The organism is Granulicella sp. L60 (assembly GCF_009765825.1).
Taxonomy (GTDB): Bacteria; Acidobacteriota; Terriglobia; order Terriglobales; family Acidobacteriaceae; genus Edaphobacter.
In genome coordinates this window covers 1-25,125 of sequence record NZ_LMUR01000018.1, presented here as the reverse complement: position 1 = coordinate 25,125, position 25,125 = coordinate 1, and the positions used below count along the sequence as shown (strand labels likewise).

The following is a 25,125-nucleotide window of genomic DNA, read 5'->3' as shown; positions in this document are numbered from 1 at the left end:
ATTCGCAATTGTCCTGCCAAATGGTAATACGCTTTTACCTACCCGCGAAGCGGGTTTAGTACAAATCGCCGATGCACTCATTGAGCAGGCTGATTACTTCCTATATGCCGACTTACCATTACTGATCCGGTCCCGAAGAATGACGCACCAATAAGCGGAAGACTTCGGTCCGAATCGGTCACTGAGTAGGGCCGGGCGCCGTTAGATGCCGTCATCTAGGAATCTCCACGAAGATGCGGATGGGCACAATTTGCCAAATGCTAGTCTGCTACAATTTCCAAACTGAAATGACAATGAGATACGACGTTCCAAATCCCGGACGCCCAATTACGGAAGTCATCGCCAGATTGCCCAGGGGATTCCGTGAGGATGCTGAAAAGGGCTTTATTGTCCTAGCAAGCGTTCCTGAAGCATACTTCGATCAGATTGTCGAGACCGCTATCTCGGTGATGGAGACGCAGCGACCTCCGCTAGAAACTCTACACAAAGACCTCAACCTAAGCAAGAGCGACACCAGCAGCCTGTTTTCGGCCGCGATGGTCGTCGTTCCTTTATTTGACAAATCCACTTCGGTCAACGAATTCATCGACGGTGCGGTGAAAGCGAAGCTGATCGATGCTGCGATCACCCCGAAACTGAGACCTTTCGTCGAGGTGGTCGCTTCGCATGCGTCAGATATTGCCACGGCGATCAAGCGGGCTACCCTGACCGATCAATGTCTACCGTCTTTCTATGACATGGATGTGACAGTCGATCTGCGTGTTGGGTTCGAAGAGGGGCGCGTAGATGTCGTCGTACCTGTCGCCCTGATCCATTTCGATACAGACGCGGAGAAGCAGGAACTGTGGTTCCAGGCATCGAAACCGCAGCTCATGCTTATCAGGGATAACATCGACGCGGCTATAAAGAAGATGGATGCTGCTGAAGCATGGGGGGCGAAAAGCTAGAAGCCTTTATGCAAGTGCCGCCACCCAACCTCATATGGTCTCACTTCAGCCTCCCCATGATCCTTTACACGGGCCTCGGTTCGGCGATCTTTTGGGGTAAGAATGGACGCGGGAAGCTCAAGGTATTTGTCCTTTCGACGCTTTTTGATTCGCTGAAATGGCCCAACGACAATCCGTGGCGGATCATCGTGGAATTTGTCCTCTTTATTACGTTTGGCATCTTGATCGGGATTGGCGCCATCGGCCCCGCAACAATAATGCAAGCCTTAACGGCAGGCATTGCTTGGACAGGCGTTGTGGCGAAGCGCGTAGACTAGAGGTTGGTATGAGCAAGAAGTTCTACAACTGGCTTACGAACTCCGGAATGCTCCTGGGTATTCTTTCGGCATGGCTTTATCAGCGCGCTGAAGTGTCGCATGTCGTCGCCATCGCTGTCGCCCTCGTAGCCGCCAGCCTGTCAATCGGTACGTACTTCTACGACCGGTTTTCTGCAAAATATGAAGAGAAGGCGGAAGTGCCGAACGCGCCGAGCGTTGTAATCGCGAATGAGATCGATCGTAGCATAGTCGCAGAAGTCAAATCGGCGCGAAGGATGCAGCTCGTCCTAAACCACGAGCACGAAATAATGCTTGCGGAGATTCAAGCTGCGACGCAACGGGCTCTCGTCGACCGCATACGCGAGCTTGGCTCCATAATGGAATCACATCGTAACGCGGAAATGAAGCGGACGGCTGCTTACATGCAGCATTACGTTCAGCACAACAATGCCGGCCGACGTCTCCGCTATCGTTTCCCGACCGACAAAAGGCTCATGGAACCGGAAGTCGAGATGTCGCCTCGCGAAGCGGCGGTCTGCTATAAGCAGATCATGCGCGATATTGTGGACTCTAACGACGACATGGAATGGGATTTTATAGTCGACAGCAAGGGGTTGCGAGTATCGGGCAAGAAGCATCACCCACGGCCAGTGCTGAGCGCTCAATTAGACGAAAACATGCTGGAACAGGAGACCGGCGAGGCTGGCGAGGAAGATTCCCGCGAGTACCTATCGTAATCTTTGTAAGTGACATAAAGAAAACGAATCTCCACCCGTTGAACCAACGGTTGAACTCCCATGGAACATCGTGCTGATCCACGACAATTCTCAAATTTGTACGTCGCGCGATCGCTGTAGACGGATTGCTACCGATAATACTTCTCGTAAGTAACGATAAACGCTCTTTGCGGAAGTGATCGCTCGGTTCGCGGGGCTTGATGAGTGACTCGGCCTGTGGGTGTTGAAAAAGTCGGTACGAATCAGCTGATTTAAATGAAATCCGTGTGGCAATTCGGAGTGTTTCACAGCATAGTGTGACCATGCTGTTGTGGATCGCCATCGTCGGAGGACTAATGTTCATGATGGGTCGGCACGCGCGCTCTGAATCTCTTTTCTACTACTTCCGACTGGATGATCAGGTACCGGAGAATCATCTGTTGCGGTTGGTTGATAAGCATATCGACTTCGGTTTCGTACGCGAGCGGCTGAAGGACAGCTACAGCGAAACTGGTCGTCCATCCATCGATCCTGAGCTCTTGCTGCGCATTTTGCTGATTGGCTATCTGTACGGGATCAGCAGTGAGCGCAAGCTTGTGGAGGAGTTGCGAATGCACCTTGCGTGGCGCTGGTTCACTGGTCTCGGTTTCGACCAGGAAGTTCCGCATCACTCCACGTTTTCGAAGAATCGCCATGGGCGCTTCCAGGAATCGAATGTGTTCGAGCAGTTGTTCGAGGAAATTGTGGCCCAATGCCTCGCAGTTGGACTGGTGCGTGGAGACAAGCTATCGGTTGATGGAACCTTCGTGGAGGCAAACGCTTCCAAGGAGAGCCGCATCCCGAGAGAGCAGCTGGCCGAAGCCGCGCAGGTCAATCGAACGGTGCGCGAGTACCTTGCCGAGCTTGAAATACAGAACCCAGTGGAGGAGCCGACGCATAGCCAGGACAAGGTGTCCACCACCGATCCGGACTCCACCTATGCGACAAAAGGCGGGACTCCGGCACGTATGGGTTATTACAACAACTACCTGATTGACAATGACAGCTGCATCGTCGTGGGCGTGCAAGCAACAGGCGCTCGCCTGAGTGAGGAGTCGCGATCCGCCAGGGACATGATCACTCGCTTCGCCCAATGGCAAGGCCGGAAACCGCAATCCATCGCTGCCGATGCAAGCTATGGCAACGGTGAGTTCTTGCAGTGGCTGATGGACCGGGAGATCACGCCGTACATGCCCACCAGGGACGCTGTCGGGCGAACTAGGAGCCCCTTCTATGGTCCGGAGTCCTTTACCTACTTGCCGGAGAGCAACAGTTACATCTGCCCTGGAGGCCAGCAACTAAACTACGGCGGACGCAATGAGCGGAACCGCACGTTCGGCTATATAGGAACGCGCAAGAAATGCGGTCCATGCCAGCAGAGATCGCAATGCACGACTGGACCGTTCCGGTATCTTGCTATCCACATGAACGAGACCGCTCGGCAGCGAGCGCGAGATCTCTGGACTACACCGGAGTTCAAGTACGCACAACGGCAACGGAAGAAGGTCGAGGCGCTCTTCGCGGAGCTAAAGAGTCACAATCACATCGGCCTCCAACGGCTCCGGCTGCGCAGGTTGAAGTTCGTACGAGAACAGTTCTTCCTGGCGGCCACTGCCCAGAACATCAAGCGGCTTGTCCGGTTCCTCAGCCGGTCGCCGATGTCGCCGGTACCCGCCACTTCATAGGAAGTGGCGGTCAAGACTGACGCAACAACGTTGTTCAATCCCCAAAACGACCAAAACGGCGCTGACTTTTTCAACACCCACGCCTGTTTGCACCAGTCGAGATTCGGACAGAGCCTAAGACTCTTCGTTGGTCTCCACGGGAGCCCGGACTCCGTAGGCTCTGAGAAAGACTTTCAAAGCTTCAGCGATGTGTTCCTGCTGTTTTTCTCTGGTCCGGGTTGCAGTTTGAAGACCCAAGATTGTCCAACGAACGGGCCCACCCGCAAGTAGACTCACCAGATGTTCCGCCATAATCCACGGGTCATCTTCCACCAGATGCCCTAGTTTGATCCGCTCTTTAAAGTAGCCTGCCAGAAACGTTTGCCCTCGCTTGGGGCCCAACTCGTAAAAGCGCTGTCCCAGTTCCGGGAAGCGCACGGACTCCATGGAGATGATCCTGAACAGAGTGAGCTGGTCGTCTGACAGAGCGAATCGGATAAATCGAGTGCCATATTCCTTTAGAGCGATATGGATCGGCAACTCAGATGGAAGAGAGGCAGTGACTTCTCCAAGCACGGCATTCATTCGGCGTTCCATGACCGCGATGAAAAGCTTCTCTTTGGTGGGGAACCGAGCATAAAACGTGGTCTTCGAGGAGTTTGAGAGCCTGGCAATTTCGTTCATGCTGGCGCCAGCAAAACCGTTTGCGAGAAAGACCTGGGATGCAATGTCCAGTAGTTCTGCGACGCGGCCCTCTTCAAGGCGCAGATTAGATCGGGATTTCGAGGGCGCTTCTTTGCGCTTTCCACGCTTCGTTGCTTCCGTCTTCATGATGCACCCAGTCTAGTTTTTCTGAATCTTTCTTGCTGAGCGACGATCCAATCCAACCAGTATGCTACCAGACGGTATCGTACGACATAAATTGGAGAGGCCCGATAATGCCTGTAGTGCCAGGGTACAAGCCCAAACACAATCCTTGGATTATTGCTGTGACGGTGACTCTGGCGACCATCATGGAGGTCCTCGACACGTCCATCGCCAATGTAGCGTTGCCTCATATCGCTGGATCGCTTGGAGCATCGCAGGATGAATCGACTTGGGTCATCACCTCGTACCTCGTCGCGAACGCAATCGTGCTTCCGGTAGGAGCCTACTTAGGCACTATCATTGGCCGCAAGCGATTTTACATGACCTGTGTTGCCATCTTTGGCATCAGCTCATTCCTGTGTGGGTTGGCCCCATCGCTTCCTCTTTTGCTGTTCTTCAGAGTGATTCAGGGTTTAGGCGGAGGAGGCTTGCAGCCTTCGGAGCAGGCGATTCTCGCCGACACATTTCCACCTGAAAAAAGAGGGCAGGCCTTTGCCGTCTATGGACTCGCCGTGATCACGGCACCCATCATCGGCCCTACCCTGGGAGGCTGGATCACCGACAACTACGATTGGCGCTGGATCTTCTTCATCAATATCCCTGTTGCCGTCTTGTCTCTCTTTCTGACCCATCGGCTCATTGAAGATCCTCCGGCGATCAAGGAAGAGGTGAAGGCAGCGCGCAGCGGAGGTTTCAAACTTGACTACATCGGGTTTGGCCTGATCGCCCTGACGTTTGGTTCACTGGAAGTTGCACTCGACAAGGGCCAGCAGGACGATTGGTTCTCATCGCATTTCATTGTTTCGGCTCTCGCGATTACGGTGATCGGACTCATCTGCCTTCTGATCTGGGAGCTCCGACAGGCGAAGATAGGAAGCAGGCCGATCCTCGACCTGCGGCTGTTCGCCCACAAGAATTTCTCCATCTCATTCCTCATGATGTTTGTGCTCGGCTTCACTCTCTATGCGACCACGGTCCTGCTCCCGCAACTTCTCCAATCGTTGATGGGTTACACCGCCGAAAGCGCTGGAATGGCAATGTCGTCCGGGGGCTTGGCGACGATCATCTGCATGCCGGTCGTCGGCATTCTGATTTCTCGCGTGGATGGCCGCTACCTGATCATGTTTGGGTTCTCGGCCATGGCGCTTGCGCTGTATCACATGACCAGTCTCGATCTCGAGATGAGTTTCCGGTATGCCGCCGAACTTCGTTTCCTGCAATCCGTTGGGCTAGCATTCCTCTTCGTTCCGATCAATTCGATGATCTATCTCGGCGTCGATCCGCGCAGGAACAATGACGTCTCCGGGCTGTCGAATCTAGCGCGCAATATTGGGGGCTCAGCCGGGACATCCTTCTTTACGACCGTGCTCGCACGTCATCAGCAGGTTCATCAGGCATACCTCGTGCAGAATGTCGTCAGCAGCAATCAGCAATGGATGAACTCCGTTCAGGCTCTGACCTCAAGCCTCCAACATGGCACCGCGGCTTTCTCTGATGCTCAAAATGGTGCCTATTTCCGCCTCTACCAAAGCCTGCAGGCACAAGCGAGTGTGCTTTCTTATATCGATATTCTGAGTATGCTAGCGCTCTTCTGCGCTTGCATGATCCCGATGGCACTGCTGATGCAAAGACCCCCAAAGGGAATGCAGGCGTCCGCCCACTAGTGCCGTATCTGGCAATAAAACCTCCGTCGCATGATCAGGCCTTATAAACGCGATCTCGGAGAGAACACCGTTCTGATGACAAATCGACAATGCATTCATTGAGAGCCAATGAGCCGTCTTGTGGTGAGTGAGGCACAATATTTATGGTTCTGATCCGTTAACATCCTTAGCGGCTTAGGTTTGAGGCGCTTAGGAGCTATCTATGTCTACTTTGTCCAACCTCCTCTCGAATGCTGTGGGGAAGCTGCTGTTTCATCGGGTGACGATTACTCATGCGAAGACTATCGGCGGACGCTTTCGAAGAGTGCGTTTGCAGGGAGAGATTTTCAAGGGGGCAAAGTTGATTCCGGGACAGGCAGTCCAGTTCTATCTAGGTAACCTGACGAAGCGGGCTTATACGCCGATGAAGATGGAGGCGGACAGGGGATCGGCTGAGTTCTTGTTTTATATGCACGGGGGAGGGCCCGGGTCGGCGTGGGCGGAGAGCCTAAGGATAGGAGACGAGTGCAAAGTGATGCGGCCGAAGGATTCGCTCGACTTTACTAACTTTGAAGGGCGTGCGATCTTTTTTGGAGATGAGACTTCGATAGCGGCGGCTTATGCGCTGCAATCATGCGCGAGGGCGGACGCGAGACACCGATATGTCTTGGAGGTGACTTCAGCGGAAGAGGCTAAGAGCGTTGTGGAGAGTCTGGGACTCAAAGATGTCACTTTGTATCAGAGAACAGGTGAGGGAAAGCATCTGGAAGGGGTGGTGACGAAACTGGCTCAAAATACGGATGGGGAATTCGAAGGGCCTGACGATGCCGACAAGACTGACACGTCTGGGGGGCGAGTTTCGCAGTGGATCTTTACGGGTCAGGCGCGGTCGATACAGAGTGTACAGAAGCGGCTGAGGGAATTGGGTGTCGAGGTGCGGAAGAGTAAGGTGCGGGCTTATTGGTCCCCAGGGAAGACCGGGATGGATTGAGCGCGAGCGTCTAAAAGCAGGCTAGATAAGTGCATTGGCCTGTGGGTGTTGAAGAACTCGTTTTCTGCACAAACGGCGCGTCAAATCCCGTGATAGGAAATGTCCAATCGGTCGGAGAGAATCGTTTGTAGGGCATCCTGGCGCGATGAATTTTCCGCGAATTCTCAGAGGATGAGTTTTTCAACACCCCCGCCTGTTAGCGTCAACGGACATTCGTGCCCACACTATTCTGCGGCCACTGCCCAACTCTCAAGGAACCAATACTGTTCCCCTCTAGTCGATCGTAAAGACGACGCGAGGTTTGCCGGTGGCATTCTCCCAGATACCTTCAACGTCGGCGAGCGGTACTACCTGAGTTGAGATTTTCAAACCGGCAGGCTCTACCGCGTCAAAGACACTGCGGATCGACTGGACGAGACCTTTTCGGCTGACACTTCCTACTCCGCTTCCCATCAAGGTGATGGCTGCGGAACGCAACGCCGCTCCTGGAAATTCGATAGTTGCTTCGCCGCTGGCTCCGCCCACATGAACGAAGCGAACTGGCCTTTCTTCGACCGTCTTCGCGAGGGCAACAATCGTGGTCTTCGCGCTCTCTCCCCACAGGTAATCGATTACGACGTCGATGCCATTTGCAAAAGTCGCCTTAAGGGCTTCTTCGTAATCACTCGCTCCCGACAGGTGTTCTGCGTCTATTGCGAACGGAATCACTACATCGGCGCCGAATTCCTTCAACTCGTCCAGCTCTGTCACGTTGCGGCCTGTCGCGATGACCCTAGCCGCACCGAGATACTTCGCCAACTGCACGGCCACTCTGCCAGCCGTACCTGTCGCACCGTTCACAAGCACCGTTTCTCCCGCGATAAGACGGCCGCGTTCAACGAGTGCAGCCCATGCCGACATACCGGGGTTCGCAATGGCGGCAGCGGTGATGTTATCCAGACAGTCGGGAATGTCAACACAACGCCTGGCATTGATGGGGCAGAACTCCGCAAGAGAGCCAAACGGAGCCTCGGGCATCGCGAAGTAGACTCGCCGTCCATCCTGAGTGAGGCCGACGCCATCGGTGCCCGCGACTGCCGGGAAGACGCCGGCTGAGCTGTAGTGTGCCCCTGAAGCGCGCGACTTCGTCAGATTGCTCAGAGCAGCTGCTTTGACCGAAATAACCTCTTCGCCATCCCTTGCAACGGGCTTGTCAAACTCTCCGTAGACGGGGGTCTTTCCCGGGGCGGTAACGATTGCTGCTTTCATGATGGTTCTCCTTGTGATCGGTAGCCGAGTCTTGCCGGTCGCTGAAATGAACAGCGTTAAGTTTTATCTAACAGCGTTCGATAAAGAGATGTCAAATGCAGTATGCTGGATTCATGAAAATCAATCGAGATATGGTCACAAGGGCGGGGTTGAAATTGCTGAACGAGATCGGGCTGGAGCAACTCACGCTCCGCCGCTTAGGAGTTGAACTCAATGTCCAGGCCGCTACGATCTACTGGCACTTCAAGAGCAAGGAGGAACTGCTCGACGAAATGGCAACTACGGTTCTTACCGAAGGCGCGGCCAATCTCCTGCCACGGCGGAAATCCTCCAACTGGAGGGTCTGGGCTTCGAGGTACGGCGAGGGGCTGCGGAGGACCCTAATGGCGTATCGCGATGGTGCTCGCATGGTGAGTGGAACCCGCTTGACTACCACGGACCCACTGAAGACAACCGAGACCATCGGCGCTCAGCTGGCCGCATCCGGCTTCTCTGTGCGAGCGGCTGTCGTGCTACTGAGCACGATTTACAACTACACACTCAGCTTCGTAATGGAAGAGCAGGCTGTGTTCCCAACTCCCGGCGAACGGTCGCCCTTTTATTCCATCGAAGCACGGAATGCTCGCCTTGACCCCGCGATCTTCCCGTACCATCGGCAGGCGTCATCGATCCTCTTTGATCGATACGACCGTCGTTACAAAGAAGGACTCGAACTTATCCTGAAGGGTATGGAGCTCAAGTTGTAGCGAGATGCTTCAGAACGCCGTGTGAAATTGATGACGTTAGGCAATTAGTGCTGACAAACTTCCATCTCTCAAAGAATGCCTCTGGCTTTATGCGAAATCGCCGAGGCACTCATCGACAGCGGGAGATTACTTCCGATATGCCGACTAATGAGATGGTCCGCCGCTTGATTCCTCAGCCCTCGTAGAGGGATGGTGGTGACAGCTTCTAACAAGGAGGATCATCGACATGCAGATTCATTCAGTTGGCATCGACCTGGGTAAGACCACATTTCACCTCGTTGCGCTCGGCGCGGCCGGCAAGGTGCTTGTGAAGAAGAAGTTCACGCAGAAGCAGCTTCTAGTATTCACCGCGAACCTGCAGACGTCGCTGATCGGTTTGGAAGCCTGTTCAGGAGCGCACTTTCTCGGTCGGGCGTTGCGGAAGCAGGGCCACGACGTTCGGTTGATCCCAGCCCAGCTCGTGAAGCCTTTCGTGAAGTCCAACAAGAACGATTTCGTGGATGCCGAAGCTATTGCCGAAGCCGTTGAACGCAAGAACATGCGCTTTGTTCCGATCAAGACGGACGATCAACTGGATCTCCAGGCGATCCACCGAGTGCGCGACCGGCTTATATCGCGGCGCACGGCAGTCATCAACCAGTTGAGGGCATTCCTGCTCGAACGAGGGATGGTATTTGCGCAGACACCAGCGAAGCTTAAGGCCGCCATGGCTGACATCCTCGAGAACGCGGAAGCGGATCTGACACCGCAGATGCGCAGCCTCATCGACATGCTGTGGAGTGAGTGGAAGATGGTTGAACAGCAGACCGTAGAACTCACCACGCAGTTGGAGCGGATTTCTGCTGCAGATGCAGGTTGCACTCGCATTCGTCAGATACCAGGCATTGGGCCGATCGTGGCAACTGCCATCGTCGCGGCTATCGGCAACGGAGCAGCCTTCCGTAAGGGGCGAGACTTCGCAGCATGGCTCGGTGTCGTGCCACGGCAGTACTCCACCGGAGGCAACGCGAAGCTACTCGGCATCAGCAAGCGAGGCAACGTCTATCTGCGCAAGGTTCTGATCCATGGTGCACGAGCTGCTGTGTTGCGGATTAAGCGAGATCGAGCGCCCATCGGGGCTTGGCTGGATCGACTGGACGCCAGAGCTCCCAAGAACGTCGTCGTGGTTGCCATGGCGAACAAGCTGGCACGCATCGCATGGGCTGTACTATCGAGCGGAGAAGACTACCGACCGCTACCGAGCATCTCCGCAGCGTGAACCGATAGGCCCAGTAACAGCACTACATCAACGGATTTGAACTTACCCACCGAAGTCTGCACAGGAACAGCAAAGACGAAAGAACAGTCACAACGGCGTGCCTTCAACCTGATCCTGATAATGGTCTCCAACGACCGACCGACTTGTAAGGACAGGCACGCAGCGGAACTCATCATGGCCAGGAGAGACGTTCTCCACTCAAAGGCCGAATACATTGCCGCAGACTTGTCTATCGCTCCGAGCTTGCCCCTTGCAGTCCTGCGGCGGACCATACATTGTCAGGACTTAACGGAGCGGAGCTAGTCGAGTGCCTTACATATGAATCCGTCACTGTTCCGAGTACATTGCCACGAAAGAAAGAGCCCTGATTTATACGCCTCGGGCCTCGATACTTTGCCCCAAAATCTGATGGTCATATTGTGGGGTGATGACGAAAATGACATGTCATCCGCGCAATCAAGGGAATTCATTTCCGGTGGTTCTTTCGGCCCATTGGGGCAACTTTGAAAACCAGTACAGCTTCGGTTCTCGCCTATGAGCCAATCGTTTTTCATATAGAGATTGACTGTTTGGTTGTGAGGAATCCATCCTGCATCGTTCAGCCACGTGTAGGCACCATAACAAACGGCAGCGAAAAAGACAGTGGTAAGGAGACAACCGCCTCCGGCGGTATCGTTCTGCTCGCTCATGCGGATAAAGATCTCATTTCATTAGTATTTAGGCAATAAAAAAGCAGCTTGGCTGGTTGGACCGTTCAAGTCGATTACAAATCCTCAGACCGTGGAGATCGAATCGACTGTTACGGTCTTGGTAGGAATGAACGAAGATCTGTAACGATAAACGCCGATTGCGGAAGTAATCCGATCGCACGAGAGGGATGCGAGCCTCAATGAGTACATTGGCCTGTTCTCGCCAGGCGAGCCATCGCTACGGCCGTAAGTCTACTAATCGCAAGCTGAAGTTTCGGTACTAACTCCCTCTTACACCGAACCAATTCGGCTCCGTGAATAGAAACCGTGGATCAGCCGAACTCGATTCGCCTCCTATCAGTGGATGAAATCAGCATTTTGCTTGCCTTCGAAGCGTACGTCAAGAATTCCTTATGGGCTGTACGCTCTTCGTCCCAGTGACCTGCCCCCGGAAATCACTACCAGTTGAAACTGGAGTCTTCTCGAATTGACCGCCCCGGAGCATATCGAGCGAGCGGTAGCGACAATGATCTTTTCGAGTTTTTTGAAAACCGATTTCTGTTGGTTATGCCTCCCTTGTTCGGACAAAAGTCAAATGATCTAAACGGCGATCATCGACCCGGCACTCGTCTGAAACGTGTTCGTCAATTAGATCGCCATCCATTTGATTACCGTCTGAAGAGATCGTCAAATACAACGTATCAACAAAATACCAAGTCGCTGGACAAGTAGTTCGCTGAGTAAGGGGGGCTCGATGATGGAATTGGACTGTAGCAATCTGTCCAATTACGGTTCCAACAAAAGCAATGTCGCCGCTTCGAACACCTGATTCAACCTGCCCCTGGGACGGCTCAGAATACAGCGCTAGGACGTTAATGCCTTTTTGCCAGATTTCATAGACCGCTCCACTGCCGGTCTGCCACATACCTGAAAGATTATCCTGCGGCTTACTCATTGTTCCTCCTTGTGAAATAGGCGTGTTGTTACGATGTTCTGCATTAGCAATTTAAATTGACCGAAGCCACATCCGTCGATGCTAACTAGGGCATCTCGAAAGGGGCGCAGGCTCAAAAAGTGAACTGCAGAAAGTTTCTACGAAATTATGTTGCATTCGGCAGTGAAGGGATAGAGTCTCCGCGTACGCCCAACCATAAGACATAAGCCACCGTCGCCGTGGTTCTTGTTAACGGCGCTGACACCGTAAGAAGAAGACGACATGTCGACCATTTCGCAGATTTACTCCTTCAATTGCTCGATTAACAACAATATTTCCGCCGACACCATTGGCAGCCTGGGAAGACCAGTTACACATCTTCCGCCTTGGGACCCGCAACCTTTAGGTCGATCTTGGCAGTGCCCACCTGTACCGAGATCTCGATGAGCTCGATGCCATTTCGAAAAAACCTGGACTCCTTTCCTGGTGCGGCTTCCGTTTCGAGTTGGCGGACGATTTGCTGAATAATCGAAACTGCAGTTTGTTGGGCTATTTGAGGCGACTGCAAATCTACGCGCTCCGATGCCACGGTGAGGGCTGTGGCAAAGTATTTGACATTGTCACGATCAGTGGCGTTCCAAGCGTAATTAATTGTTTGGTCCTTGCCCGGAGTTCCGCCAAGACTGCCCCAATAAGCTTTCGGGTATTTCCCGCTCGCAAGTGGGCCAGATACGACAACAGCAACGTGGCCGTGCACACGCGGTGGATCGTGGTCTGCGCCCTTCAATCCCGCAATGACATATTGACCCGCATCGGCTTTGTTCTTGGCATCGACGCCGTCCGCCAATGAGCTCCAATCAGCAGAGTCGATCATCCGCTGCACGATTGCGTCGGCGTTGTCCCCGGGTTGGAAGAGCGTTACGTTGACGTCTGCGGACACTGCTTTAACAAACTTGTTGCAATCGTCGTTATTCGCCACGTACTCCTTCTCGCAATCGTTGATGATAGTTTGCGGGTCCGTTGCGCGAGTACCGATAGATGGCACTGCCGCTTGGAGGCAACCAATCATATCTAACGCGGCATTGACCTTCGTCTCGTAGTTCGGATCTCCTCCGCCGTTGTAGGCGACCGCTCCTGCTACAAGCCGAGGCCTATCCAACTTTTGGCATTGATAAGTCGGATCGCCGGCCGTCGTATTGATCTTCTGAATCAAGAGAGGTATGGCCCAGCAATAACTCATGATCTGAGTGAAATTGGCGTCTTCGTGCCCTGCAGTCGGATCGTTAAGTGTTGATACATTCGCACCCGAGGGAAAGGTAGCGTCGGCATCGGCCTTGGGTGGCAGTTCACAGGCATTGTAGTTAGGTTTTCCGACGCCACCGACAAACCTGTCCTGCGGTTGGGAACAGTCTGTTAATTCTTTCCACCAGGCATCTGCCTTGTTTGCGCATTGCATCGGGTCGACAGACGCGGAAGCGCCGGCACCAGTTCCGTGTTGCGACTCAACCCATGATACGGCTCGAACAATGCACGTGAGTTGAGCTAATCCAGTTGAGTCAAGCGGGTTGACTCCGGATTGCAATCCGATAAAGCCGTTCCAGAATGTTAATCCGTTCTGCGCCAAGTTGGAGACGTTCTTCCACGCAGTGGCTTCGCCTGCCGCATCCCGACGTGCTGATGATTCAAGCAGCCTCCTAGTCGTGCCTTCCGGGCGGTAGACCGCTTTGCGTGTCTTTTGATTTGCCATTTTCCTCTCCTTTGCTCGACACAGCGGCCGAGGTATAAAGCGACTCTTGAGATTTCACCCGCAGCGTTCAATAGGCACTCTACGGAACGCGCACGATCTGTGTGTCAACGAGCCGTCGTTCGATCGTACGAAGTCCACGGTTATTTGGGTTGTCCGCGAAGAGGGTCTCGTACTCGCGCACGACGACGCGGAAAGAATGCGGGAGGAGCTGAAAGCCGTTCAGCTTGGTATGGAGCAAGTAGGTGTTAAGCACCGGATATTGTCCGTCTGCATAGATCCGTGCAACGGTCGCCGAATTTGGCTGCTCGGGCGCCGGCTCCCATCGATCACTGTGACTTGGGAAGAAGTCCAGCCGGTGATATTGCAGCTCGATTTCGAAGTGCCGGACGACGCCGGTAGCGTTAGTGCCATACAAGGTCCCGCAGATTTGTAGTGTGGTCTGATGGTGGCTTTCCTTGCGGAAGTAGAGTTCGCGATGTGGCGGAATCGGGGTGAGCGGCGCGACCGTTACGCGAGAGCATTCGCGGTTGATCTTCGATTGGGGTTGATATCGTGTAAGACCAAAACGGATGAAGCCGGCTGGCGCCGTCGACAACTGCACATCGGCGTACCAGAGTCGCTGCTTCTCGTCATAATGGACAGGATAGGAGGCGAGCGTGAAGTAAGGCAGCTGGGTGGGGTCGCAACTTTCCGGGTGGGTGTCATTAACCAGTGGCAATTCGGCGGGAAAGGCGCACTTGGCGATGTTTGCAGGCGTAGTCCCTTTGCTGTTGCTGCGCGGATTCAGAAATTGCGAAGACAGCGGCGACAAAGACTCCAGTGGACCCGTAGCCAGCCCCGGGTCCGCACCCCAGCGAGTGACCAAGCGCTCTAGCGACGTGTCCCCTGCGTACGATTTATAAGCTGTAGGTTTGAAGCATGCGGCACTATCGTAGCAAGGTTGTATGGGAGCGGCGGAGTCTTCGCCCCACAATGTGATTCCGAGTTGCTCGCCTTGACCACCCTGCCCAACCTTTACGCCTTGCCACGGCCGCTCCAGATAAATGCGGTAGGCGGCGCCATACACCGTGTAGCGTGAGAGGTCTTTGCTGAGCTTGTCCTGGAATGCAGGACGCAGCGGAATGATGCGGTTGAGGCGTGGCGGGTCGAGACGGGCTGTATTTAGCAACGTCACCTGTACGGCATCTTTGGCATCTCCGGGAAGACTAAAAGTTGCATCATCGTCGGGTTTTGGCGACTCATAAAGATTTTCGAAGCGGCTGATGGCGTTAACAGAAAGATGGACGACGCGATAGTTGGTATCTGGAAAGGTTTGCGAGATCTGGGTAAATTTCTGCTGGTCCTTCGCTGAGTTGGGGTCGTTACCTTGCAAAGAGAGCGGCCATTGCTGCACGTGAACGTTCCGAGTGAACGCCTTATCGTGTTCCTTCGGTGGTGAGTCGACGATGTCCGTCCAGTCGGCTATCAGCTCTACCTTTCCAGTGGAACGACGGTCGCCGACGTTAGCCGTCAAGGTGAGCAGGGCCTTCGGGCTATCGTAGTACTGCACTACGGCTACTGCCGGTCTGCCGACGGGCTGATCGATGGCGCAGGGGCGCAACGGTTGCCGAACTGCGTGGATCAGCAGAATCTCCGTCGCCGGCGTTACCTGATCCAACTGACCCAGCGCCAGTTTGGCTGCCAGATCTTCGGCGTTTCTCAGTTGCGATTTCAGTGCCGCTTCGCTTTGTGCGATGAGTGGTTGCTGTTGCGGCATACCGCTCAGCCATTCCACGACCGCATCACTGCTCTCAGATACGGCATGCGGTAGTTCAAAGATCCTCTTAGCGTTCTCCAAGGTCGGCACGCACTTCAACAGGAGACGAGCCTGCCAGCCGGGAGGGACGCCGACCAGTAGCGTCATTACGCCGTTTTGGTCGTCGGGCTGCCACACGGCGGTCAGCTTGCCGCGGACTCGCTCCTGTTGCATTTGTACGGCAAGGCGCACGGCGTTCGGCCAGTGCCTGTCACTGCCGTCCGAATGTCCGGGATAGAAGTCTGCTTGGTCGAAGCCGCCCTGAAGAGTTGCCATCGGGTCCGAGAGATCGATCATCTCCACAGCGAGGCGCTGGGCCATCGGGTCGGGGAGATAAGTGCGAGACGGTGGCGTAACGGAGGATTTGACATAAAGCGGCACCACGGTTTTTGCACCAGTGTAGGGATAGCAATTTGTGCTCGCGCCGCTGGGGGTCTTTGGAGGATCAGTTACGACCGGGAAGTTGCCGTCGTCTCCGATCGCGACGTCGTGGAACGAACCGACCTTATCGAGTTCCATGAAGCTGTCGCCATCGTCCAGCACACCGTGTGGAATCAGCTGGTCGAGGGCCGCGACCGGCGGTACAAGCACTCGCATCGAGTGTGGCTGAAACTCCTTGTCGCGCAACACAACGCAACCCATCGATTCGCCCGGCAGCTTCTTCTGCGGAAAACAGTCCTCCAGCGTTGCAGGGACAAATACTTTTGATTGGTTCACCTGTAGGAGTAATGTGGGACCATGCACTGGATCGCTGCGCCGGTAGCAGAACTCGATCTCCTTCTTCGGGTTGGCGTTTGGCGGAAAAGTAGAAACGTCGTCCATGCATTCGCACAGCATGTCCATGGCGCGCAGACGGAACTTGTAGTTATCGTAGCGCAGGCGTTCCCATCGATCTCCTTTCTTGGCGGGCGGCGTATAGTCGGTGAGGATCGGAAACTTTGCGCATGAGTCACCGACCACCGTGCCCTGCGTTTGCGGCGTTTGTGGGTAGGCGGTGTCCACAGTAGCTCCCCAACCTGCCCAACTAGCCACGACTGGCGCCTGATGAGGGTCGGGCAATCCGGGTCGGGTGCCGGTTGGAGGGGGCGTGACGGAGTCCATCGTGGTGGACGCAGCCGGCTCGATAGGAAAGTGGCCCTCAGAATACACCACAGTCTGGCTGGGGCCAGTGGCTGTAGGGAACGTGTAATTCACAGTGCGTGATGTCAGCGAACTCCACTTGTTGTTGCGCCAAACCTCCAGCGTGTAGCCTCGCACCAGATCCGCAAGCTCCAGATACAACGGTTGTGCTAGGGATTTTTGCGCCTTTGCCTGGCTATTGCGTAACTCAAAGGCGCGTTGCATTTGGTACTGCGAGTGCGTTGCCGCCTTCTTGTGGATCAGGGAGACGCCGACGGAGCGCATGGGCAGCGTGTGGCTCTCATCGGGGTTGATTGTAGCGGAGGGATCTGGTGGATTCGCATCGGGTCCGCCTGGCTGAGTATCTGGAGAGGGAGGGGGTGTTTGCATGCGCACAACATGCGTATTCTGCGTCGCGCGCAACGCCTCACCGTCGATATCGCGTGTTATCACTTCACACTCGTTGAGCAGAAGCATACCTTCGGCAATGGCGAAGCCATTAAGCGTAGCGGAAGCCGCCGAAGACGCGGGGAAGCCTTTTTCCGTGCAACTCGTATAAGGCGGATTTGCTTCCGGCGACAGCGGGTCGGTAGGGTTGCCGTTCGGATCAGGAGGTCCCGCCGGAGGCCGGAAGGCAACATGGAATGGCTGGTTATTGAGCGCGGCTTGGCTGACGTCTACACTGAATGTGAACGCCAGCCATAAGGAAGGCAGTAGCTCCGGGTAATGCGAGAGCAGGGTAAGCGTGCGATAGAAGTCATTGATTGTCGCTGGCGTGGGCGATGGACAGTCGGTTGCCTTTTTCGCCCCAGCGGAATGCTTACCAAACGGCTTGGCCTGGTACCGACGATGAAATATAGCATGTTCGATCAAGACACTCCGCTCCTGCTGCAGGTTCTGCTCGTCGAGCGAGAGTGTTTTCCCGGGACCCGGCCACTTACTCCCAGCAAGCTCGACAACCAACGCAAACACGTCGGAATCAAGAGTGTTATATGGGTTGTCTGCAAGGCGATACAGATTGCGTTCCGCGGCACGGGCATTCAGGGCGCGGATCGCGTCTCCTGACCCAACCTCCTGTCTCAGCCATTGGCGAAAATAATTTGCCGAGGCCAGTTGATCGCCGACGCCGCGCGAAGCCGGCAGCGCGAGGTAGGATAGATCGCCGAGGCGCGTGGTGAGCAGATCCTTCACAACCGTCCCAAGTGCTTGGGCACTCGCGATTCCACTTCGGCGACGGCCCATCGCCAGGATACTTGCCGCATGGATGCGATCTAGGTGACCGCGCAGGGTCTGCGTGTGAGTTGTCCGTATCGCCGCATCTTTCGCCGCCAGCAAATGGGTCGAAGTGCCGTCCCGTTGCGCCGGCTCTGTGCTGACCAGTTGCGTGTTAGAGTAAGCCAGCAATTGCAACCACAGCGTGGAAAAATCGTAGGGCAACGGGGACGAAGGCTCAAATTTTACGGGGATTTGGACAGGCTGATTTCCTTGTCCAATCTGCACATAAAGGGTGGCTGTTAGATCTTTGACTTTGGCGCAGTTCGTCAGCCAATTGTTCCAAGGAATGACGTCAGTAGGTGCTGGCGGCGGATTTGGGTTTCCTTGGGCGTCAGTGCCAGGGTCAACCGGCACGGCACTCACGAACACAGCGAACGTCAAACTGTTGCCGGTCAGGCCTCGCGGGATGACAGTCCATCGGGTATTTGCGGTTGTGCTCATCTGACAAAAGCTCCGTGGCGTGAAGATTAGCGGAAAGCTGCGGTGTATTTACTCCAAAAGTCCTGGGTCCATTGAGCAGTTCGTGGATTGACTGCACTGCAAGTCGCTGGGTTAGACAGCGCCTTATTGTTCGCGCCGTTAGCCACCTCAGGCCGTGCGGCCATGTGCTGGGTGCTCCCGGTGCTGCTGCCTGCCCACTGCCAATGCATATGCACGCTCACATCGGCATGGAAGAAGAGGATGGAAATACTCACCGTGAGCGTGCAGTCGCCGTAGACGCTGCTCTGCCCGCCATCGTTTTCGTAGGTGAGGCCGAGGTAGAACTCAAGCGACACAGTAATGATCTTGATGATCCGCAGGCTGCCGCCTGCGCGTACATATCCCGTAAGTATGGCGCGCTGATCGCCGAAGTCAAAGTAGATTCCGCCGAAGATATGTACTTCCCCTTCAGCCACCCCACCTAGATCAACGCCAGCGCAAGCCCCAAATTCCATTGCTCCTTGCACACGATCCACGCCGTTAGGTCGGAGTTCGAGACCTAAGAAGCCACCTCCGCCCCAGATAGTTGCGCTCATCAGGAAGTGAGCGTCCGGGCGCGCGAAGTAGAACTGGAGCTTCAGCGGGTCGTTCCCGAATGAGATCGCCAGCGCGATGCTGAAGCCAATGTTTATGAGCTGGAAGCCGCCGGCCTCAATCGGCGGCACTTTGAGTTCGAAGCCAACGCTTAGACCAAAGCCGGCTAGATGAATTATGGGAACGAGTCCCGGGCCGCCACCGCTGCCATCATCACCATCGTCATCGCCATCGTCGTCATCATCGTCATCAGCGCCGCCCAAGGGGCCGAAGGCTGCGACAAGGCCAGCCACAAAGCCCAATACATCATCCAGGAGGACGGAGTCGACCGAGGCAAGCTTGCAGTTAAAATGCGTGCCTGCCGAACGAGAAGCGGTGTACGAGAACTCGTCGAAGGCGACAGTGATGAATGAGGCTGCGGGAAGCAGATTCAGTGAGAAGTCATAGATGCCAGCCTTGACAAGGTAATCCAATGTCGCCGAACTGGGGCTCAGCGGCGTGGCCGATGCAGAGACGGTGGCATCGACGCGCAGATGCGCTTTCGCGCCTGCATTGTGTGCCAGAAAGATGGCGTTGCCCGCAGGGCCGTCCTGCAGGGGGATATCGGCCAAAGTGTAGGAGCCGGTGACCGCAATCGGTGTCTCAAGTAGGTCGATTACATTCTCGAATTGCTGCTCGATGCCTGCGATCGTGGAGAGAGCGCTGTTGAGGCCGTCGAGCACACCTCCCACAATGCTCGCTCCGGCGATGAATGCAGGCTGAGCAGCGTCAATGGCCGCTTCGATCGGGTCGTAGACGAATAGCGTAGCCAAATTGACGCCGCACGTCATGACCTGGTCATAGTCGGCGGTAAGAGTGCTCGGAAGATTGAGATGGTGCTGCGTCCTCCACGCGGAAATCACGTTCTTAAAGGCCGCGTGGTGCACAGCCACGACGTTCTGAATATCCGTCTGAACGCCATTGAGCGATGACTTCAGTTGAGTCCACAGGCCTGTTTCGGCACGTGCGCCGTTCTGTACCGTCGGCAGCAGCGTTTGATAATAGGTCTTGTAACAGTATTGGGACAGCGTCGGCGTTGACAGCTCGACTCCAAGCTGCTTGAATGTGCGCACGAAGGTGCTGATCAGCGCCGAAGCTTGCGTGCGAACTCCGCTGATAGTGTTCGCATTGATCGTTCCGGTGGCAACCGTATTCAGGGCATCCAGGAATTTTTTAAGCTGTGCCAGCAATTGGTCAAGCGGTCGGCGCTCGCGCGACAGCGCCTTTACCGCGGCATGATAGATGTCTTTCTGTAGTTTGCTCTTGACGTCGTCCAGAGTGAAGATCGCACGTCCCGCAAGGCCGGCCCCGTAAGTCTGGTAGATTGAGGGCCACAGGTCGCTCATCAGGTCGATGTCGCCAGCCACGCGCAGCAGGTTGTAGTCTTCGCCAGCCAGCTCAGTGACGCCATTGTTTTTGATTTCATTGGCAACGTCCGTGGCAATGGCGGTCATGGAGGACTGTAGGGTGTTCGAGACCATGCCGTAGAGCGTAGGAAGGCTTGTGACGGAGCCACAGTTGGCAACAGCGGGCGCAACCAGCAGGGCAGCCGTAGGTGGGTCTAGTGGCGCGAGATTTAATACAAAGCCTTCGATCGCATCGCACAAGGTGTCCGTCGCACTTTGCAGGTTGCTGTCGATCGTATCGGTGGCTGTTTTTAGTTGCTTGATGGCGGTACTTATGCTCTTTTGTATCGTTGAGATTTCCGATATCGCCTCATTTGCCAGTCCGTAGATGTTCGAGAGATTGAGGCTGGGAATGTTGTTGAGGGCGCTGGTGACATCGCCGATTTGCGCAACAACGTCCGAAAGAGAAATGCAGCCCAGTAGCTTCGCCTGCAAAAAGCCATCTATGTTTAATGGTTGAAAGTCGACAGTCGGGTCGAAGCCGACATTGGCTGTCACGTAGGTAGAACTGGGCGTCGAGGAAGGCGTGTTCTGATTGGTGATGCCGTGACTGCGCGAAAGGCCGCCGACGGGCGAGGTCGGTGTCGCGGCGCCACCACCCTGTTGGCCGGGGAAGGTCAGTGCGGCGTGACTCGGCGGACCACCGGAATTAGGTGCGATGTCCGTATTGTCGACACGCAGGAAAACTTCCACGGGATTGGAGATGGTAAAGCCCTGCTGCAGGTAGAGGGGGTCAAAATCGACCTTGACGTAGCCGGACGGGAAAGGAATCGGCGCGGGCAGGCAGGGCAAGTGATCGGTTGTCTGGCAAGTGCCGCCTGCCGGGTTGGGTAGGTCATTCACCGACGCGCTGTTCCCAGTGAAGACGCGCATCGCGGGGATATCGACAGCCGCCCAATCGAGCTGCGAACGGTACATCACCAGCGGTTCGTTCGGCAGCACATAAGTGCCCTGGAAGTTGACAACGTCCGTGGAGTCGGTAGCTTGCAGAGCAGCAACTTTGAAAGACATCGGGCCGGCGTGCAGCTGGGTGTCGCCCTTGCGGACGGACTGGGCAAAATGGAAGGACTGGCCGCTAAAATCGGCTTGGCGCCAGGTAGGTCGAGGCGAGTTCGTAGCAGGAGCACCCCCCGCGCCCGGAACCGTGTATGCGGAGTTGTTGTAGTACCCGACTACGTTTGGGGTCATACAAGCGATGTTCGTTGAGACGAACATCAGCGGTTGCGAAAACGGAATGGCCGTCCGTGGATCGGCGCCGTCGTAGGCGCGCAGATCAAAATTAAACAAACGGTCGGTTTTGTACGACGGCCAAAAGTAGCCATTCTCTCCGCCAAGTGCATCGCAACTGCTCCCATCGCCGGCGAAAAGTGCGGGGGTGACGGGGGTGAGGATATCAACCTGGGTAAACGGCATTTCGTTCCCGTGATTCTGCGCCATGCGTAGCATTCGGGTCTTTTGCCTAGGCACAATGAAAAACTGTTGCCGAAGGAAGCAGACGTTCTCCGCGGGAGTGACATCGACCTCAACGCGGTAGAAAACTCGGCGGGTGATCTTCAGCCAAGCGGCCTCGTGCCCATACGGAAGCAGGTATCCGGTGCGGTCGATTTCAACGTAGTAGTCGCGGCCCTGTGCCATGCGATAGATGTATTTCTCCATCGACGGGGGCGGCGTCGCAAAGCAACCAGTCAGAGACGCGGGTTTGAAGCTGGCCTGCGTGCTGAACCATGCGCCCAACGCCGAGAACACAAGCTGGTCGACCGCCATCGGGACATCATGAGTCGGGTCCTTATCGGGAACGGACCGTACTACGAGATCGTGACGATCCTGCTGATCGACGGGATAGGTCTTTTGGAGGACGAGCATCCCCGCCGCTGGCAGTTTATTGTTCCCCGTAAAGGTCAGCGTCGTCTTGAAGTTTCCGGAGGACGGGATATCGGGCGTCGCCACAGTCGCAGCTGTAGTTGTCTGGTCGACGGAGTTGAAGAGTAAGACTCCTTCAGCTGGGTGTAGCGCCGTGGCCTGCGTCGTGATGATGTTTACGGTACCGTCGGCAGTGTACGGAACGTAGCGGACCAACGAAACGGTGCAGGCCTTTGGCGCCGTGCCGCTGGGCAGGTCGTAGGAGAGCGAGTTGCCGCTGACGGCCGTCACTACGTAAGTACCCGCTGTACCCGGATCGTTCTGTTCAGGCGCCACATAGATCAGCGCAGCGGACCGCACGGCAGGTACACTGCTGAAGGTGAGGGTGACGGTATTGCCGCTGCTGGCAACACTAATAACCGCGGGCAGGAAGTCTAGCGCCCGGGTGGCCACGAAGCGGTTGGCCAGCGAGAGCGGAGTGTTGCCCAGCTTGATGTCAGTACCAAGCTGCGGAAAGGTGATGGTGGCCGTGCTGCCGCTGCTTGAGACACTGGAGATCACAAAGTCGCCGGCCAGCATCGCCGGTTGCAATATGCCGATGGTCTGATACTGTGTCCATCCAGTGACCGACGGAAGCGTCAGGGTGATAATTCCTTTCGCACGGACGACACTGATGGCCGTAACGGCCTGGGCTTCCAGCGTCAGGTGCCATAGCTGAGGCGGGGTGTCTGCATCATCTTTGTCGGGCAGAGTGCTCGACTGATATACGGAAGACGCTTCGACCGACTGAATGACGGTGCGGTACGGGAGTTCGATAGCGGAGGAGGTGTCCGTTGCGGTGGGGGCACTCGTCCAGCAGAGCAGTCCATCCAGCATCAGCGGAATGCGCTTGTGCGCGGGCAGCGAGAGTGGATAGGTGAAGGTTGTCTCGCCGGAGAGCGTTAGCTCGACTGGCATCGTCGGTAGCGTGTCGCCAGTCGGCGTGGCTCCGGACGAATCCTCGATGAAGGCTTCTTCTTGCTGGTGCTGCGGTGGCAGATGAATGGTGACGAGCGCAGGCTTTCCGTCGTCCGTTCGTAACAAATATGGTTTACCAAAGTGAAGGAGGAGCGAGACGTTGGCGAAGGTGAAGCTCGCATGCAGGAAATCAGTAGCGCGCGTCATTACCAGACGCATGCCGTCCAGCACCAGCGGCGAGTGGTTGAAAGGATCCTTGCCCGCGCTGACCGGCGCAACAAGTTGATACAGAACCTGCTCGTCTTCCGAATAGTGCGGCAGATATGTCTTTTGGTCGACCGCAGCGATATCATCGGATAGGCTTGAGGTCGGGTTGGTAAGCGCGCCGATCAATGAAGACTCTGCCGCGGATTGTGCAGCGGCGGCGAGTGCCGCGCTACTGCCTTGCAGAAATGCGCGGCGAGTTACGGGCACCGCGCCACCCTCGCGAAAAGATTTTAGAAAGCGTTCCAACTCATCTGGGTTTCCAGGCATCTCGTGTTGCTCCGCGTGAGGGACTGAGGGATTAGTGTCCTGCCAATGAGCCCGAAAAGCGTCCCGACACCGCGCGAAACCGCCATGCCGGGTGACTGTTCCCTGAAGCCTACATCTCTACGTGTTCTTCTGTCTGCATAGAGGATGCACGCATCGATTTGTAGAATTGAACTGTTGCGGAAGACTAGCCGAAGCGCTCTATGGCGTCAATGAAAATAAATATCCAACCCCGACCGGACCGCATAATCGATGTGGTTAGCTCAGGATTCGGTAAAGCAGTGGGGAAAATTTGTTGCCGGTGTCATCTTCAGAGACCTGATTCAAGACAAAGACCGTCGGAATCTGCCGCACCTAGCAAAATCCTCATGCTATGCAATACTCCGGTGACAACCGTCAGTTGAAGTGCTGCCCAAATCGCCAAAGAGCATGGGCGTCTTGATATTCTCATCCACAAAGACGAATTTACTTCGACGCGCCAGCATTCGAGAATCGTGGTCACCGAGATGCGGAAAACCTATCAAACAAATGCGTTCGGTCTTGTAGCGGTGACGCACGAATTGGTGCCACTACTTAAGGATTTGCCCTCCCCGAATTGTCAATGGCGCAAGCACGGCGGCCTCGCATGCCCTCGCCGTGTAACTGTGAGTCCATATTTTCAAAGGAAGACCGCGGCCTTGCGTACGCTTCTTCAAAGACCGCCCCTACACGATGCTGTTTAATGTGCCAACGTCTTTCGCATGGCGTCCAGAGTACGCGCGTTCATATTCAACCTCCGCAATGTCCGGCTTAATAGCACCTGACCTCGATGATCACGAAGCATTCTCACGCTTGACCCCGCTATGGATATCAAAGAGTGAAAAATCTCTAGTGCCGTATCGACAGTGCTCCACGCGCAGAAGTGTGCGGCCGCCGATGCTGCGGAGGCGGAGCATTGTGGATACGGCGATTTGTACTAAACCGTGAGGGGATTTGGCAGGACAATTGCCTTAAGGGGATTCAATGCGTTGCTATCTCGAACGAATCGTGACTGCTTCGAAAGCGTCGTGACTGCAGCGGTGGTGGTATCCAATTCGCAATTGTCCTGCCAAATGGTAATACGCTTTTACCTACCCGCGAAGCGGGTTTAGTACAAATCGCCAAGTCACTCATTGATCCAAAGATTCGTAACGAGATGTCGTCTTCTGGTCAGTGATCCGTGCAGGGCGACGAGCGGTCAAGGAGTTTCGTAACACCCTCCGAAAGTCTTCCTTCCGCGCAGCCGGCGAGCGGAGGCCGGAGAGCAAGCGGGAAGAGGGTCCGGGAGAAACCAAAGCGGTTTCT

At 55.4% G+C, this 25,125-nt stretch carries 14 protein-coding genes; 8 read left to right on the top strand and 6 right to left on the bottom strand.

Annotation, left to right across the window (positions count from 1 at the left end; all coding sequences use genetic code 11):
• The first annotated feature begins 293 nt into the window (after positions 1-293).
• The 4 genes from GSQ82_RS10480 to GSQ82_RS10465 all read left to right on the top strand — a co-directional run bounded on the left by GSQ82_RS10480 (position 294) and on the right by GSQ82_RS10465 (position 3,704).
• Positions 294-947, top strand: coding sequence for a hypothetical protein (locus GSQ82_RS10480; protein WP_158792252.1), 654 nt, complete (start codon positions 294-296; stop codon positions 945-947).
• A complete protein-coding gene (locus tag GSQ82_RS10475) occupies positions 929-1,264 on the top strand; it encodes a hypothetical protein (protein WP_158792251.1) in 336 nt (111 codons plus the stop codon). Before GSQ82_RS10480 ends, GSQ82_RS10475 begins: the two co-directional genes overlap by 19 nt.
• Before the next feature lie 8 nt (positions 1,265-1,272).
• Positions 1,273-2,001: a hypothetical protein gene (locus tag GSQ82_RS10470; protein ID WP_158792250.1), complete on the top strand. Its 729-nt coding sequence runs from the start codon at positions 1,273-1,275 to the stop codon at positions 1,999-2,001.
• 266 nt (positions 2,002-2,267) lie between these two features.
• Complete coding sequence (locus GSQ82_RS10465; RefSeq protein ID WP_158792249.1) at positions 2,268-3,704, top strand: transposase; 1,437 nt, start codon at positions 2,268-2,270, stop codon at positions 3,702-3,704.
• A 114-nt stretch (positions 3,705-3,818) separates the two neighbouring features.
• Here GSQ82_RS10465 and GSQ82_RS10460 read toward each other — a convergent pair whose 3' ends face one another.
• Complete coding sequence (locus tag GSQ82_RS10460) at positions 3,819-4,514, bottom strand: TetR/AcrR family transcriptional regulator (protein ID WP_158792248.1); 696 nt, start codon at positions 4,512-4,514, stop codon at positions 3,819-3,821.
• A 107-nt stretch (positions 4,515-4,621) separates the two neighbouring features.
• Here GSQ82_RS10460 and GSQ82_RS10455 point away from each other — a divergent pair, with 107 nt between their 5' ends.
• Positions 4,622-6,214: a DHA2 family efflux MFS transporter permease subunit gene (locus GSQ82_RS10455; protein WP_158792247.1), complete on the top strand. Its 1,593-nt coding sequence runs from the start codon at positions 4,622-4,624 to the stop codon at positions 6,212-6,214.
• Positions 6,215-6,416: 202 nt separating this feature from the next.
• A complete protein-coding gene (locus tag GSQ82_RS10450) occupies positions 6,417-7,184 on the top strand; it encodes a siderophore-interacting protein (protein ID WP_158792246.1) in 768 nt (255 codons plus the stop codon).
• A gap of 273 nt (positions 7,185-7,457) precedes the next feature.
• Here GSQ82_RS10450 and GSQ82_RS10445 read toward each other — a convergent pair whose 3' ends face one another.
• On the bottom strand, positions 7,458-8,432 hold the full coding sequence (locus GSQ82_RS10445; protein ID WP_158792245.1) for a zinc-binding alcohol dehydrogenase family protein: 975 nt from the start codon (positions 8,430-8,432) through the stop codon (positions 7,458-7,460).
• 113 nt (positions 8,433-8,545) lie between these two features.
• Between GSQ82_RS10445 and GSQ82_RS10440 the strand changes: the two genes are divergently transcribed.
• Both GSQ82_RS10440 and GSQ82_RS10435 read left to right on the top strand, forming a co-directional pair.
• Positions 8,546-9,178 (top strand): TetR/AcrR family transcriptional regulator C-terminal domain-containing protein, encoded by a 633-nt coding sequence (locus GSQ82_RS10440; RefSeq protein ID WP_158792244.1) that lies wholly within the window; start codon positions 8,546-8,548, stop codon positions 9,176-9,178.
• A 226-nt stretch (positions 9,179-9,404) separates the two neighbouring features.
• Positions 9,405-10,436, top strand: coding sequence for an IS110 family transposase (locus GSQ82_RS10435; protein WP_158792243.1), 1,032 nt, complete (start codon positions 9,405-9,407; stop codon positions 10,434-10,436).
• A gap of 1,254 nt (positions 10,437-11,690) precedes the next feature.
• Here GSQ82_RS10435 and GSQ82_RS10430 read toward each other — a convergent pair.
• From GSQ82_RS10430 to GSQ82_RS10415, 4 genes are all read right to left on the bottom strand, one after another.
• Positions 11,691-12,080, bottom strand: coding sequence for a hypothetical protein (locus tag GSQ82_RS10430; RefSeq protein WP_158792242.1), 390 nt, complete (start codon positions 12,078-12,080; stop codon positions 11,691-11,693).
• Between the two features lie 349 nt (positions 12,081-12,429).
• Complete coding sequence (locus GSQ82_RS24730; RefSeq protein WP_216847066.1) at positions 12,430-13,806, bottom strand: hypothetical protein; 1,377 nt, start codon at positions 13,804-13,806, stop codon at positions 12,430-12,432.
• 79 nt (positions 13,807-13,885) lie between these two features.
• Positions 13,886-18,436, bottom strand: coding sequence for a hypothetical protein (locus GSQ82_RS10420; protein WP_158792241.1), 4,551 nt, complete (start codon positions 18,434-18,436; stop codon positions 13,886-13,888).
• A gap of 26 nt (positions 18,437-18,462) precedes the next feature.
• Complete coding sequence (locus tag GSQ82_RS10415) at positions 18,463-23,805, bottom strand: hypothetical protein (RefSeq protein WP_158792240.1); 5,343 nt, start codon at positions 23,803-23,805, stop codon at positions 18,463-18,465.
• Positions 23,806-25,125 lie beyond the last annotated feature (1,320 nt).